Annotated in this window: 12 protein-coding genes; 4 read left to right on the forward strand and 8 right to left on the reverse strand. The window is 66.6% G+C overall.

What is annotated here, in order from left to right; translation table 11 throughout:
* The first annotated feature begins 76 nt into the window (after positions 1 to 76).
* Both MET49242_RS21075 and MET49242_RS21080 read left to right on the forward strand, forming a co-directional pair.
* Positions 77 to 1072: a hypothetical protein gene (locus MET49242_RS21075; RefSeq protein WP_036285853.1), complete on the forward strand. Its 996-nt coding sequence runs from the start codon at positions 77 to 79 to the stop codon at positions 1070 to 1072.
* Positions 1073 to 1127: 55 nt separating this feature from the next.
* Positions 1128 to 1922, forward strand: coding sequence for a hypothetical protein (locus MET49242_RS21080; protein WP_036285855.1), 795 nt, complete (start codon positions 1128 to 1130; stop codon positions 1920 to 1922).
* 85 nt (positions 1923 to 2007) lie between these two features.
* Here the strand turns inward: MET49242_RS21080 and MET49242_RS21085 are convergent, their stop codons facing one another.
* Complete coding sequence (locus MET49242_RS21085) at positions 2008 to 4218, reverse strand: hypothetical protein (protein ID WP_036285857.1); 2211 nt, start codon at positions 4216 to 4218, stop codon at positions 2008 to 2010.
* Positions 4219 to 4395: 177 nt separating this feature from the next.
* On the reverse strand, positions 4396 to 6060 hold the full coding sequence (locus MET49242_RS21090) for a hypothetical protein (protein WP_036285859.1): 1665 nt from the start codon (positions 6058 to 6060) through the stop codon (positions 4396 to 4398).
* Between the two features lie 375 nt (positions 6061 to 6435).
* On the opposite strand from MET49242_RS21090, the gene hpnH reads away from it, so the two are divergent.
* Entirely contained in the window at positions 6436 to 7587 is a 1152-nt protein-coding gene (gene hpnH, locus MET49242_RS21095; RefSeq protein ID WP_036289039.1) for an adenosyl-hopene transferase HpnH, read from the forward strand.
* On the opposite strand, the gene MET49242_RS21100 is transcribed toward hpnH, so the two are convergent.
* From MET49242_RS21100 to MET49242_RS21110, 3 genes are read right to left on the reverse strand one after another with little or no spacing between them, the layout of a single operon-like run.
* The gene (locus MET49242_RS21100; protein ID WP_036285861.1) at positions 7528 to 8259 is read right to left on the reverse strand and encodes a phosphorylase; all 732 of its coding nucleotides are present in this window, start codon (positions 8257 to 8259) and stop codon (positions 7528 to 7530) included. The genes hpnH and MET49242_RS21100 overlap by 60 nt on opposite strands.
* 25 nt (positions 8260 to 8284) lie before the next feature.
* The gene (shc, locus tag MET49242_RS21105) at positions 8285 to 10258 is read right to left on the reverse strand and encodes a squalene--hopene cyclase (RefSeq protein WP_036285863.1); all 1974 of its coding nucleotides are present in this window, start codon (positions 10256 to 10258) and stop codon (positions 8285 to 8287) included.
* Positions 10259 to 10292: 34 nt separating this feature from the next.
* Complete coding sequence (locus MET49242_RS21110) at positions 10293 to 10613, reverse strand: helix-turn-helix domain-containing protein (protein WP_036285865.1); 321 nt, start codon at positions 10611 to 10613, stop codon at positions 10293 to 10295.
* Positions 10614 to 10800: 187 nt separating this feature from the next.
* Here MET49242_RS21110 and MET49242_RS21115 point away from each other — a divergent pair, with 187 nt between their 5' ends.
* Positions 10801 to 11553, forward strand: a complete 753-nt coding sequence (locus tag MET49242_RS21115; RefSeq protein WP_036285867.1) for a hypothetical protein — start codon at positions 10801 to 10803, stop codon at positions 11551 to 11553.
* A gap of 7 nt (positions 11554 to 11560) precedes the next feature.
* On the opposite strand, the gene hpnE is transcribed toward MET49242_RS21115, so the two are convergent.
* The 3 genes from hpnE to hpnC are packed head-to-tail and all read right to left on the reverse strand — an operon-like array spanning position 11561 to position 14543.
* Positions 11561 to 12808 (reverse strand): hydroxysqualene dehydroxylase HpnE, encoded by a 1248-nt coding sequence (gene hpnE, locus MET49242_RS21120; protein ID WP_036285869.1) that lies wholly within the window; start codon positions 12806 to 12808, stop codon positions 11561 to 11563.
* The gene (gene hpnD, locus MET49242_RS21125; protein ID WP_192815610.1) at positions 12805 to 13668 is read right to left on the reverse strand and encodes a presqualene diphosphate synthase HpnD; all 864 of its coding nucleotides are present in this window, start codon (positions 13666 to 13668) and stop codon (positions 12805 to 12807) included. Before hpnD ends, hpnE begins: the two co-directional genes overlap by 4 nt.
* Complete coding sequence (hpnC, locus tag MET49242_RS21130) at positions 13665 to 14543, reverse strand: squalene synthase HpnC (protein WP_036285871.1); 879 nt, start codon at positions 14541 to 14543, stop codon at positions 13665 to 13667. Before hpnC ends, hpnD begins: the two co-directional genes overlap by 4 nt.
* Positions 14544 to 14564 lie beyond the last annotated feature (21 nt).

Below are 14564 nucleotides of genomic sequence, written 5' to 3' on the forward strand. Positions count from 1 at the left end.
GGCGGACGCCGCCCCGTCACCTTTCCCGCGCCGCGCCCGCCCTGTATGGTCGGCGGCGGATTTCCGGGAAGAGGATATGACGGAGAGAGTCGCGATTTGTCTCGTCGGGCCGAAGAAGGGCGGCAAGACCTCCCTGCTGGCGTCGTTGACGGATTGCGTCGCGCAAAGCGCCTTCGGCTACTCGCCGCGCCTGCGGCCGACGCTGCAGCCGATCACGCAGGCCGAGTTCCGCGCCGAGACGGTCGAGTCGCGCAAGGCGGATTTTCTCACGATCGAGCAGGGCGACTACGAAAGGCTCAAGCGCGATTTCGCCGATGGCGGCGTCGCCACAGACACGCTCGACACCTACGAATATTATTTCCGGCTCTCGGTGAATGGCGAGGCGCCGCCGGCGGTCGTGACGCGCGGCCCCTGGCTCCTCGAAATCGTCGATTCGGCCGGCGAGATCGCCGTGCCGCCGGATGGCGCCGAGGTCGCGATCCTCAATGACGTGAAGGCCAAGCTCGCCGGGCAGATGCTCATGTCGGAGGCCATCGTGATGGTGCTGCCGATGGTGCGGCTGGAGGATTCCGCCTGGACGGGCACGCTTGCGCGGCTCATCGACCGGCTGGCGCTGGCGCAGGACAGGAAGCTCAGGCGGCTCGTCGTCGTCTTTTCGCAATATGAGCGGCTGTTCACGCGGCTCGGCCCAAGCGCCTTCACCTACGCCTGCGATCCCGACGTGGCGCTGCATGTGCTGCGCAAGACGCTGCGCGCCGCGCAGTGGATGGACCGGCTTCGCGCGCTGGAGGCGCCGCGGGGCAATGTCTCGGTGCGTTTCACCGTCTGCTCCGCCTATGGCTTCACCAAGCGCTTCCAGAACCCCAACATCGACCCGCATCAGCTGGGCGAGCGGCGCTTTCGCCGCGCGGGGCTCGAGGGCGCGCGCGCCTATGCGGAATATTGGCGCCCTTTTCTCACCGCCGAACCAGTTCTTTATGCGGCGCTCGGCCTCGACAGCGCCTTTACCTTTTCCTACGAACAGCTCGACGCGCTCGCCGAAGAAAATGCGTTAACGTCAATTCTTGCTTAAGCAGCCGCACGTAACCTCGCAGGCGTGTGAGTAAGCTTAAGCGAGGGTTCCGCCGATGCGCACGGGCTCGACGGTCGGCGACGCCGAAACAGCTGTGATTTCCTTTTACCGCCTGCATTACGGCAAGCTCGCCGAAGGACACGCGCTGAGCGTTCCCGCGACGGCGGGCTATGGCGTCACGCGGCGTTCGCGCGAACTCGATCCCGCATATGATCGGCGGCTTTCGCCGTCGCTTCTGATGGGCCTGCGGCGTTTCGAGCCCGACTTCGTCGACGAGGCGGCGCGGCGCGCGGGCTGTTTCCTGGCGCGCGCGGGCGCTGGCGGGAGCGCGGTGATGATGCGCGCGCGCTTTCGTCCCGAGGACGGCGAGGACGGCCACGGGCGGCTGCATCAGCAGTCCGCGATCTGGGTCGCGGCCTTCGACGACTGGCGGCAAAATCCGGCGGCTTGCCTCGCGGTCGCGGCGGGAGAGCTGAAGGCGACGCCCGACCTGGTGAGCGAAGACGAATCCGCGCGCTTCGGCGAAGGACCGCTGCGCTGGCGCGTCGCGCGGCCCGATCCCGTCGCCGTGCGTCGTGTGCTGGAGCGCGCGCGCTGGGGCGCCGCCATGCTGGAGGTTTTCGCCAGAGGCGTCGAGACGGGCGGCGATCTCACACTGGATTTCGACGCGGCGGATTTTGCCGGAGAAAGCGATTTCCTCGCCGCTGTCGGCTTCGCGTTGCAGTTTCTGCCGGGCGATTATCCGCGCTGGCGCGAGATCAGCATTGTTTCGGGCCTGCGTCACGCGCCGACGGGATTGTGTCTGCGCTACCTTCCCTCGGGCCGTCAGGCGACGCCTGTCGCGGCGTAGAGCGCGCTCACGACATGCATGGCTTTTTCGCCGAACGCGCGCCATGAGGTGAATCCGGAGCGAAGCCGGATTCGCTGAATTTCCCTCAGGACGTCGGCCCCACGCCCGGCGCCGAAGCCGTATTGTCCGGCGTGAGATAGCGCTCGAGCGCCGTCGGGCGTCGCCGGCGCGCGCCGGCCATGGCGGGGTCGGCGTAATAGGCCCGCGGCCCGCCGCCGGGTCCGCCTTCCGCAGCGAAGCGCAAGGCGCGGGCGGCGCGCGGCTTCATCGCCGCATAGAGCCTCGAATCGATCTGCGAGACGGTGACGTTGTCGACGATGTAATTGCCCTTGCGATCGACATGGGCGATCTCGTCGCGCACCAGACGGTTGAGAATCGCAACGAGATTTTCGCGCACGCTGGGCGCCATGGCGGAAAGCGCGGGCGATTTCGGGTCGATCTCGCTCATGTCGCCCGGCGCCGGCTTCGCCACGCGCAGCATGGCCTTCATCGCGCGCATTTCGACGGGCTCTTCCTCGTCGTCGGTGAGATCGAAGGGCGCGGAGAACTGCCGTCGCTCGCGCGCCTCGTAACTGCGTTTGAAGATCTCCGACAGGAATTTCATGATGAAGAGGAAGGCGTCCTGCGCCATGGCGACGCCGATCGCCATCGTCGAATCCGGCGTGAAGCTCCAGAAGGCCTCGCGCGCGAGTTCGAACTTGTTGCGCTCCGTGGAGTGGGCGCGCAGAAAGGCGTCGCTCTTCTTCAAAAGCTCGCGCACATCGTCTTCGGACAGTCCCGCGGCCTTGCCGGAGACGACGCAGGCGTCGATCAGCCCTTTCGCCGCGTTGAAGCCATTGGCTGCGGCGGCCTTGTCCGATGCGGGAGCGGCGCGGATCTTCGCGACGATCGCCGAAAGCTCGTCGCGCAGGCCAGTCTCCAGACCGCATTTGGCGTCGAAGGCGGCGCGGGCGGCGATGACCTCGTCGCGGGCGGAAAGCAGATCGCGCGCTTCCCCCTGCGGCTCGCAGGCGAAGTCGCGCGGAACGATGGATGGCGTCGCATTCGACTGGCGCGCGGCGGTCAGGATCGGTTCGCAGAGCGGCTTCGCCTCGCGCGCTTTCGCCCATGTCGGATCGACGCGCAGCTGGTCGCGCAGCGCGGTGAGATCGCGCAGGGTCGCGTCGAGATCGAGCGCGGCTTCGCCCTTCGGCGCGGGGCGGCCGGCGGCTGCGGCGAAGGCTTCGGCCTTCTGTTTCAGCGCGATCGACTGCGCGGCGAGCGCGTCGCGTTTTTTCAAGGCGGCCGCGCGTTCGGTCGTCGGCCCGGCGAGCGTCTGGCGAATGGTCGCCGCGCGCCGCATCGCTTCTTCGGCCTTCGCGCGATGCGACCTGCAATTGGGTCCGCAGGTCGCGCCCCGGTTGTCGAGGCCGTGCTCGGCGTCGATGGCGAGCTGCTCCTCCCGCCGCGCCGTCGCCGAGAGCGCGTTGATCTCCTCCTGCTTGGATTTGATGATGGCGTCGAGATCGGCGACGCTATGCTCGAGCGTCGCGATCTCGGCGAGGGCGTCTTCGAGCTGGCGGGTCGCGGCGCGGGCGCTTTCGATCTCGGCGGCGGCCTGTCTCGCGGCCTGCGCCAGAACCGCCTGCTGCGCCTCCTGGCTCTTGCGGATGGCCTCGCGCAGCGCCGGACCGGCGGTCCGCGCGGCGTCGATCAGCCCGTCGAGCGAATCGAGATAGGCCTTGAACGATGCGTTCGCGACGATCTTCGCGGAGGCCGCGTCATAGGCGGCGCCGATCTGCTTGGTCGCCGGGAGCACGACTTCCGCCGCAAGCTCCATCGGCTGCAGCTCGGCGACGATCTTGCGGGAGGAGAGCTTGAAGATGTTGTTGTAATAATAGGTGAAGGAAAAGAAGGCCGAGATCGAGAAGACGAAAGCGAAGACGACCGCCGTCACGATCGTCTTGATGATCACGCGTTCACGCGCCATGCGGCGGCGGGCGATCAGCGCGGCGAGATCGGCGCCGAGCGACCAGGAGGTCGCGGCCAGCATGACCAGCACGGCGGTGGTCGCGACGAAGGTGCCGCCGAGGCCGACGAGGTCGCCGGGCTCCTTCTGCATGATGTCGATCATGCCCGACGAGGTCGTGTAGAACACCCAGGCCAGCACCGGCAGGGCCACGGCCATTCCGACGCGCCCCAGATCCAGTTCGCCGGCCCAAAGCCGCCTCAGCGGCGCGAAAAGCGCCCGCAGCCATCCGAATCGGCGCGGCGGCTGCGCCTCCGGCCGCGCGGAAGGGGAGGCTGGGGCGTTCAATGCGCGGCTCCGCGGAGGGCGCAGGGGCGCGGGATGGAAACAGGCTGCGTCATTGCAAAGTCACCTCGAACCGCCCCCGATCTTTCTGGGACAGAAATGAGACCGATTTGCGCTCGCGCGCAAGCGGGGCGGGCGCCGTTCCGAGACGACTTTGGTTGAGCGCTTACAGGGTCGCTTTCATGGAACCGTGTAATGGACGGTTCGCGTCGCGACATTCCCCGCGAGATCGGCGGCGTTGACGGTGAAGCCGTGAACGCCGCTCGCCGAAGTGTCGATCGGCGCGCCGTTCGGCACGGTTCCCACACAGCTCCTGATCCCCGGACCGCCCGGGTCTGCACAGGAATAGCTTGCGGCTATCCTGCTGCCCCTCGCATAGTTGGCGCCGTCTGCCGGCGTCGTAATGGTGATCGTCGGCGCCGAATTGGGCGAGACGGCGGCCTTGATGTAGGTGCTCAGCTCGGGGTTCGGATAGGGACCGAGCCAGGCCGCGAGCGCTGTTCCCACGGGATTGACCCCGACCACGGGGTTCAATTCCTCCGCCGCGGGCGGCGACAAGTTCTGTACTATCGCCCACGAGCCGTTGACGAGGCGCACCCTGGCGAAAACGCCGCCGCAGTTACAAGATGCTCTGCGCATGTGCCATACGACGACGGTATAGGCCGATGGATTCATGGCGAGACGCAGGCCAAGGAAATCGGGCGACGCGGTGGGGTCGCCGACCGGCGAGAGATTCTGGATCGGGCCCAGCGCGCCCGAGAGTCCGCGCGCCCGCGCCTGGACCTGCGCGGTGGCGGGGAATACATTCGTGTCATGGCGGCCCCAGACGACGAGCGCGCCGCCGTTGCGGTCGACGCCGACACGCGGCGACCGGATATGCATACCGGCGCCGGGCGCGGCCGATAGTCTTTGGACGGGCGCGAAGCCGCCCCCGAAGGGTCGGAACCGGCCAAGCACGGTCGAGGCGTTGGTGGGGAGTGGCCCGCCGTAACTGCCGGCGAAATGTCGCCACGCCACGAGCGCGTCGCCCCTTGCGTTGATTGCGGCCTCCGGGGCCTCGTTCCAGTCTCCGCAACTATTCGGCGGGCAGTCCGTCGCCGGCGTAAGTTGCTGGATTGGTCCCCATGATCCGTTTGTCGCCCGCAGTCGCGCCTGTATCTCCTTGTCGTAGGAATTGTATCCAATCTCCCAAACCACCAGTCCGGCGCCGTTGGGGGCAACCGTGACATGCGGGTTTCCGGCGTTCGCCGGCGTTCGGAGGCCCCCGAGATTCGACAGATGGGCGATGGAGCCCAGCGCGCCGTCGAGCGCGATGGTGCGGGTCATGATCCTGATCTGGACTGGATCGGGAATGCGCCCCTGCCATACGACGACGGCCGGACCCGAGTCGCCGACCGCCACGTCCGGATTGGCGCGCTCCGGCATTACGCCCGGAGCGTAAAGCAATTTGAACGCGCCTGCCGCGCCGTTTGCGGGCCAGACGCGCGCATAGACGCGCCAATTACCCGAAACGTTGGCGGACCAGACCACGAACACGTCTCCGGCCCTGTTGATCGCGACCCGGGGCTGACTGGTGTCGGGCAGGGCGGGAGACAGGGTCGTGACGGGTCCGTAAACGCCCGCCGCGCTTCGTCGCCGAGCTTGAATGACGGGATAGGTTCCCCCATGTCGCCGCCAGACGATAACCGCCGCGCCTTGGGCGTTTATCGCGACCTGTTGTTGAGTGGCGCCGGGAGCTGAAACAGTGGTCGGGGGCTGAAACCCGGCCGCGGATGCGGGCGCCGCCGAAATTAATGTCAATGAGAGCGCAAGCGCGGCGGAAAAATGAATGATAATGCGCGGCATGACTTTTCGTCCTTATGGAAAAGCTTTGCGCGGATCGGGCGATGTCGGTTGAATTTGTAAACGTTATCAGTCGGTAAACGTTCCCCGACCACTGCTCGCGATTGTCGTGCGGCCCCAAAAACGATCGTTGGGCGTTCCGGCGGTGGGCCTCGAGCGAATTCAGCAGCCCAGGCGGTCGTTCCATTCGCCGATTACCGAAATTTTGGCGACGAGTTCGTCGTTTCCCCATTCGCCGCCTGCGCCCCGCCCGGGTTTCCCTTGCGGGGCAATCATGATAGAGGCGCAGGGTCGGCGCGACGCTCGCGGCGTGATCCGCGCGGACGCCTTTTGTCTCGCGGCCCCTTGAAGGTTCGCGCAACACAACAGGAATTTGCCGTGTCCATACCCTTCCGTTACGTCGCGAAGATCGGCGCCTATATCGTCAAGCAGCATCTCATGGGCGTGAAGCGCTACCCGCTCGTTCTCATGATGGAGCCGCTGTTTCGCTGCAATCTCGCCTGCTCCGGCTGCGGCAAGATCGATTACCCCGACCATATTCTGAACAAGCGGCTCTCGGTCGAGGACGCGCTGGCGTCCGTGGACGAGTGCGGCGCGCCGGTCGTCGTGATCGCAGGCGGCGAGCCGCTGCTGCACAAGGACCTGCCGCAGATCGTCGAGGGCGTCATCGCGCGCGGCAAATTCGCGATCGTCTGCACCAATGCGCTTCTGCTTGCCAAGAAGATCGACCAGTTCAAGCCCAGCCCCTATTTCACCTGGTCGATCCATCTCGACGGCGACAAGGAGATGCACGACCACGCCGTGAGCCAGGAAGGCGTCTACGAACGCGCGATCGAGGCGATCAAGCTCGCCAAGTCCAAGGGCTTCCGCGTCACGACGAACAGCACCTTCTTCTCCGACGCCGATCCGGCGCGGGTCGCCAAATTCCTCGACGACACGACAGCGCTCGGCGTGGACGGCATGACGGTGTCGCCGGGCTACGCCTATGAGCGCGCGCCGGACCAGACCCACTTCCTCAACCGCCAGAAAACCAAGGAGCTGTTCCGCGCCATTCTCGCACGCGGCCGCGGCGGCAGGAACTGGGCCTTCGAACAGTCCGGCCTGTTCATGAATTTCCTCGCCGGCAACGAGTCATACGCCTGCACGCCCTGGGGCAATCCGCTGCGCACGGTCTTCGGCTGGCAGCGCCCCTGCTATCTCCTCGGCGAAGGCTATGTGCCGACGTTCAAGCAGCTCATGGAAGAAACCAACTGGGATTCCTATGGCGTCGGCAATTACGAGAAATGCGCCGACTGCATGGTCCATTGCGGGTTCGAGGCCAGCGCCGTGAAGGACACGGTGCAGCGCCCCTGGAAGGCGGCGATGGTGGCGCTCTTCGGGGTGCGCACGACCGGCCCGATGGCGCCCGACATCCCGCTCGATAATCAGCGCCCGGCCGAATATGTCTTCGACGAGAATGTCGCGAAGCTCTCAGAGATCCGCGAGCACGAGGCGAAGCAGCGGGCCGAGGAGCGGCCCACAGCGGCCTAGGGAGCCGAAGGCCGCGCGGGAATCGAGGCCCGCGAGGATCAGTCCCCCGATCTGGCCGGGCGCGCGGAACAGTTCGCGCGCCACGGTCGCATTATCGATGTCGCCGGAGGGCGTTAGAGCCTTGGCGGCAAGCGGCGGCAGGGCGCGCGCGGCGGGATCGCTGATCGCGCGCATGACGCCGAGGGGAATTTTGCGCGCCTGCGCGAACTCCAGCGCGACATGCGACTCCATATCCACGGCGACGGCGCGATTCGCCTCCCGGAGAACGGTCTTTGCGCCGGTGTCCATGGCCGGCTGATCGACGCCGACGACAGCGCCGGGGATCGGCTTGCAGCCGCCGGCGACGACGGCCTCCGTCAGCACGTCGGAAAGGCGCAGATGCGTCGGATGCCGCCGCTCGCCCGCGACCACCGTATCGGCGATCACCACATCGCCGGGGCGCAGCGAATAATCGAGCCCGCCGGCGAGGCCGAAGCTGACCACGGCGGAAAACTCCATCCCGCGCAGCTCGTCGAGCGCCTTGCGCAGCCGCGCGACATTGGCGCCGCTGCATAGCGGCACGACACCGTCGCCCGCAACGCAGGCGGCCTCCCGCTTCATGCCCGTGACAACGAGAATCGGCGCGGCGGCGCTCGCCCGCGCCGCCTCTCTTCTGCGGTTGAATACGCGCATATTCGCCCCTCCGGGGGCTCTTTCGTTAGAGGCCGACCTGCACGAGCTTGCTGTTCGCCCGCCGGAGATTGCGATAGCGCGCCAGCGCCCAGAGCGGGAAGAATTTCGCATAACCATGGTAGCGCAGGTAGAACACGCGCGGGAAACCCGTCGCGGTGAAACGCGCCTCGTTCCACAGCCCATGCTCCGCCTGCGTCGCCTGAAGATAGGCGATCCCGCGCGCCACGGCCGGATGATCGACGTCGCCGGCGGCCATCATCGCCAGCAGCGCCCAGGCGGTCTGCGAGGCGGTCGAGGGGGCCTGCTCATAGCCCTTGTAGTCCATCTTGTAGCTCGAAAGGTCTTCGCCCCAGCCTCCGTCGGGATTCTGGATCGAGACGAGCCAGTTCACCGCGAGGCGATAGGCTTCGTGCTCATGGGGCAGGCCGGCGGCGTTGAGCGCGCAGAGCGACGACCAAGCGCCATAGATGTAATTGGCTCCCCAGCGGCCGAACCAGGAACCGTCCTTCTCCTGCTCCTTGATGAGATATTCGACGCCGCGGCGCAGGCATTCGCTGGATTCCACCGTGTCGCCGAGCTGCGCCAGCATGGAGACGCAGCGCGCCGAAACGTCCACCGTCGGCGGGTCGAGCAGCGCGCCGTGGTCCGCGAAGGGGATGTGGTTCAGATAGTGACAGACGTTGTCGGCGTCGAAGGCGCCCCAGCCGCCGTTCTTCGACTGCATGCCGACGATCCATTCCTTCGCGCGGGCGATGCGTTCGGCGTAGGGCTTCTTCTCCTCTCCGCTGGTCAGGCGATCCATGGCGGTCGCCACAACGGCGGTGTCGTCGACGTCGGGATAATACGCGTTGGCGTATTGGAACGCCCAGCCGCCGGGGCGGAGGTCCGGGCGCTGCGCGGCCCAGTCGCCCTTCACGTCGAGCACCTGCAGCGGCGCGAGCCACTCGCAGGCTTCGCGGGCGCGTTCGCGCGCGTCCTCGTCGCCGGTTTCGAGGAGCGCGTGGGCGACGAGCGACGTGTCCCACACCGGCGAGACACAGGGCTGACAATAGGCCTCGGTTTCATTGACGACCAGCAGGCGCTCGATCGACTCACGCGCATCCTTCACGCGCTGGTCGGTTTCCGGCACGCCGAGCACGTCGTACATGAGCAGACTATTGACCATTGCCGGGAAGATGGCGCCGAGACCGTCGACGCCGTTGAGGCGCTCCGTCGTCCAGCGTTCCGCGAGCTCGATCGAATATTTGCGCGAGCGCTTCGGCATATAGGGCTCGATGAGGCGCAGCAGCTTGTCGATCTCGCCGAAGACATGCGCCCATGGCCATGTCTGATGTTCGCCCTTCGGCCAGACTTTCACATCTTCGGGCGGCGTCGTGAAGAGTTCCTGGATGCGCACGCCTTTGGGGTTCTTGGCGCGCGGCTTGTATGTCATCAGCACGAGCAGCGGCACGAGAACGGTGCGGCCCCAATAGGAGATCTTGTCGAGGTGGAAGGGAAACCACTTCGGCAGCAGCATGATTTCGACGGGCATCACCGGCACGCCGCGCCAGGGGATTTCGCCATAGAGCGCGAGCAGCGAGCGCGTGAAGACATTGCTCGTCGCCGCGCCGCCATGGGCGAGAATCGCCTCTCTCGCCCGCGCCATATGCGGCGCGTCGACATCGTCGCCAATCATCTTGAGCGCATAATAAGCCTTCACGCTCGCGCTGATGTTGAAGGCGCCGTCCTGAAACAGCGGCCAGCCGCCGTGCGCGCCCTGCGTGCGGCGCAGATAGACGGCGATCTTGCGTTCGAGTTCGGCGTCGACAGGTTCGGCGCGATAATGGCGCATCAGCACATATTCGGCCGGGATCGTGCAGTCGGCCTCCAGCTCGAAACACCAGTGGCCATCGCCCTTGCCGAGATTCAGCAGCGCCTTTTTTGCGTTCTGAATGCTGCTTTCCAGCGCCTCGGGGCCCAGCGGAGTGAAATTGTGGTCAACGCGCGCGGCTGCGGTCATCGTGAATCCTTTTTCGTGAATCTGCGTGTGTGGCTCAGGCGATGCGTAGCGATGCGGCTTCGGCGGCGTCGCGTCGCGGCTTCACGACAATTTCCACGTCCTGTCCGAGCGCGACGAGGAAACGCAGCAGCCTCTCGACCGAAAACTGCCTGAAGTCGCCATGCAGCATCTTCGAGACGTCCGGTTGCTTCACGCCGAAAAGCCGGGCGGCCTCCACCTGTTTCAGGCCGCGCTCCTTCAGCAGCGCATCGATCATGCGAACGAGCTTCGCCTTGAGGAGATGGTCCTCCGCGTTTGGCGCTCTCGAATTGGAAAAATCGCCGTCCGTCGCGACGGGGCCGGATCTGAGGGTCATCGTCTTCCTGCTCGACGCTGATCGCCGACTGGCACCCGAATATAGTGATCTGGCTATAACGTCAAGGAAGGCCGTCGTCTGGCTCGTCGATTGCTAAATCAGTCCCGCGCCCGCCTCCTCGCGCTCGGCGAGGGGCCTTTTGTGATTTGTCGGACAAGCGGGATCAGAGCCGGACGGAGAGGCTTTCATGACGGACATGGCGGAACTGCAAAGGCGAAAGCAGCCTCTCAATCTGGCAATCGTCCATGTCGATCCGGAAGCCTTCATCGCCAATTATCTCGGCTGGCTGGAGATCACCGCCTTCATCACGGCGCTGCGAGCCTCAGACGCGCAGGCTCCCGTCAACGGAGCGACGCCGAAACTGACGCCGCAGCAGCTCAAGGGCGGCGTCGCGGCCAAATACGGCAATGACGCGGTCTTCTCTTTCTGCATGACGGCGGCGCTGAAAGGCGACAAGGCGGCGGTGGACCGGGTCGACGCGGCGCTGACGGAGAACCTCGGCAAGGACTATCCCGGCTCGGTCGCCTTCTGGAGCTTCCGGTCGGCGATGGATTCGCCTGTGAGCCTCGAGGATCACGTCGGTCAGGCGGCGAGGAAAATGCTCGCGGGCGATATCCCGCCGCCGCCCATGCGCGCGCGGGAGAACTGGAACGCTGGCCTGCGCTTCTTCGAGAAGGCGCGCCAGTCCAATTTCGTTCACGAGATCACATATCCGCTGGCGCTCTGGAGCCGCGCGCGCTGGACCGAGACACTGGAGAAGGGCGTCGCCTTTCTCGCCCACATCGAGGACAGCGTGCCGGCCCTGCAGGACGCTCTCGCGGAGCCGCGCAACGATCAGGCTTTCATCGCCAATCTGCTGCTGAAGACGGCCCCCGCGATCGAGCAGGATCTAAGCGACGACGCGCAGGGTTTCCTGCGGTCTCTGGCGCGACGGGCGTAGTGCCCGCTCAGGGTCTCCGCGACGTCAGCCCCGCGGCCTTATAGCCGGAGCGGATGGAGCCCTCGATCGTCGCGGGCAGTCCCGTCGCCGTCCAGTCGCCGGCGAGGAAAAGATTGGTCCAGGCCGTCGCCGCGCCGGGGCGGCGCGCTTCCTGAGTGGGCGTGGCGGCGAAGGTCGCGCGCTTCTCCTTCACGATCTGCCACGGCGGCGACTCCGGCGGCAGGCCGGATGCGGCGGCGACCTCGCGCCAGATTTGCCCGGCCAGCTCCTCACGCGGCTCGTCCATCAGGCGGTCGGCGCCGCTGATCGTCACGGAAAGGCGGTCGTCGAAGGCGAAGAGCCATTCCGTCAGCGAGCCGATCATGCCGAGCAGCAACGGCTGGCCGGGCGGGGGCGCAATCTTGAAATGGACATTGAGGATCGCGCGAAACTCGTCGGGCGCGACGAGATCGGGAACCAGCTCCTGCGCGATCCATGGGGGGACGGCGAGGACGACGCTGTCGTCTTCCCGCAGCGGAATCTCCACGTCTCCAAAGCGCAGGCCGCGCGCGCGCCAGTCGTCGAAGGTGATTTCGCGCAGGCGCGCCCCGAAATGCGGTTCGACGCCCTTCGCCGCGAGCGTGCGCAGCGCCGGCTCGATGAAGGCGTGGCCGAGCCCGCCCTTGGCGACGAGCGGCCGGCAGGCGGCGCCGCCGGCGGCCAGCGTCTCGCGCAACACGGCGCCGGCGAGGACGGCGGATGCGTCGCGCGGCTCGGTGTTGAGCGCGGAAAGCATCACCGGGCGCCAGAGCTTTTCATAAAGCGCGCCGTCGCAATTCATGATCTCGCCGATGGTCGCGTCGCCCGTGGCGAAGAGGAGCTTCGCGGCGTCGAGATAGTCGAGCGGCCCCGTGCCGGGCACGCGGCGGTCCTTGACGAAAATCCACCATGGGAGGCGGGAGGCGTTGGGCCGAAGCCGCCAGCGCTCGCCGCTTCGCGCGTCGAGAAAGTCGAATTCGCATTCGTCGGGACCGACGAGCGTGCCGCCGGCGCCGATGCGCCGCGCATAATCGCGCGCGGCCGTGTTGCCCGACAGGAGCAGATGATTGCCGTTGTCGATCGTGAGGCCGAGCGTCGCGTCGAAATAGGAGCGGCAACGGCCGCCAGCCATGCGCGCGGCCTCATAAAGCGCGATGTCGCGGCCTTCGTCCGCAAGGCGCACGGCGCAGGCGAGGCCGGCGAGCCCCGCGCCGACGATGTGGATCGTTCCGCTCACGTGAGGGCGTGACGGAAATAGGCGCCGATGAGCTTCATCCGCGACATGTGCACAGGCGCGCGCGGCGGCGCGAATCCGCGCGTGGCGAGCCTGTCCAGAATGGAGCGATAGCCGGCGGACATGAGATAGGGCGCCTTCACGGCGGCCTTGGGCATTCCCGCCATGACGAGGTCGGCCTGTTCGTAATGTTCGCGGGCGCGATGCAGGACCGGCGCGCAGACGTCGCCGAGCGCGGGATGGGACAGCGCGGCGTGGGGCGCGAGGTTTTCCACGCCCGCTTCCGCAAGCGCCTCGCGCGGCAGATAAAGGCGCCCGCGGGCGGCGTCCTCGTCGAGATCGCGCAGGATGTTGGTGAGTTGCAGGGCGCGGCCGAGGTGATGGGCGAGGAGCTTCGGCCCCGTGGGCAATTCGCTTTCGCCATCGTCGACAAGCCCGAAGGCGCGAACGGAAAGGCGGCCGACGGCGCTCGCCACCCGGTCGCAATAGATTTCGAGCTTCTCCCACTCGGGCGCGCGAATGTCTTCCTCGACGTCCATCAGCATGCCGTCGATGATGGCCTCGAAATCGGAGCGGTCGAGACTGAACCGGCGCACCGGCTCGGCAAGAAAGGCGGCGGCCGGACGAATGCGGCCGGCGTAGAGTTCGTCGAGTTCGTAACGCCACTTGTCGAGCGCGGCGCGGCGCATGGCGCGATCGCCCTCGTCGTCGGCGATGTCGTCGACCTCGCGGCAGAAGGCGTAGATTGCGAACATCGCGTCGCGGCGCGCGGGCTCGAGAATGCGCATCGCGAGATAGAAAGAGCTCTTCGTCGCGATCGCGCGGGTCTTCAATGGGGCGGTGTCGGTCAGGTCCATGGTCATGAGGCGGCGTCCGCCGTTGCCCGGCGCGGGCGCGAGAAGCGACGAATCAGCGCCGCGACGGCGCCCTGCGTTCCGGCGAGGGCGAAGCCGAATTTATCGGCATGCACATTCTCGCTCAGCGGATCGGCGACGCGCAGCCGCGCGACGAGCTTTTCGGCGAGCGCCTGAATGGCGCCGACTTCCATCGCAAGCCGGACGTCGTCGATGAGATCGGCGAAGGGGCGCGACTGGTCGAGTAGTCCGGCGGTCTTTTCGTTGAGGTCCCGGATCGTCGCAAGCAGGGGCGCGGGCGCGCGGGCTTCGCCCAGCATCTCCACTTCCGCGCCATGGGCCGCGAGCGACTCCTGCGTGAGATAGACGCGATCGAGGTCGCGATAGTCCTTGCCGCAGTCCTGAAGATGATTGATCACCTGCAACGCCGCGCAGAGCGCGTCATTCGCCGCCCAGGTGCGGCCGGCGTTCTCCCCATGGACGTCGAGCACGAAACGCCCGACCGGCATGGCCGAATAGCGGCAGTAGAAGATGAGGTCGTCCCAGTCGCGGTAGCGGAGATAGTCGACGTCGCGCTTGAAGGCGATGATGAGGTCGCGGGCGTGCTGGCGGTCGAGGCGGCGCTCGACGCAGGTTTCGCGGAGGCGCGCCGCGACGGGTTCGTCCGGGCCGGATCCCATCAGCGCCGCGTCGAGGCGATCGAGCAGGTCCAGCTTTTCCTGCGGCGTGAGCGTGGGATGATCCGAGATGTCGTCGGCCGCGCGCACGAAGTTATAGAAGGCCATGATCGGGGCGCGAAAGCGCGGCGCGATAAGGACCGACGCGACGGGGAAATTCTCGTCGCGGTGGGTCTTGCCCGAGCCTGTGTCGGCGATGTCGATCATGACGCCGTTGATGCCTCGATA

Source organism: Methylocystis sp. ATCC 49242 (genome assembly GCF_000188155.2).
Taxonomy (GTDB): domain Bacteria; phylum Pseudomonadota; class Alphaproteobacteria; order Rhizobiales; family Beijerinckiaceae; genus Methylocystis.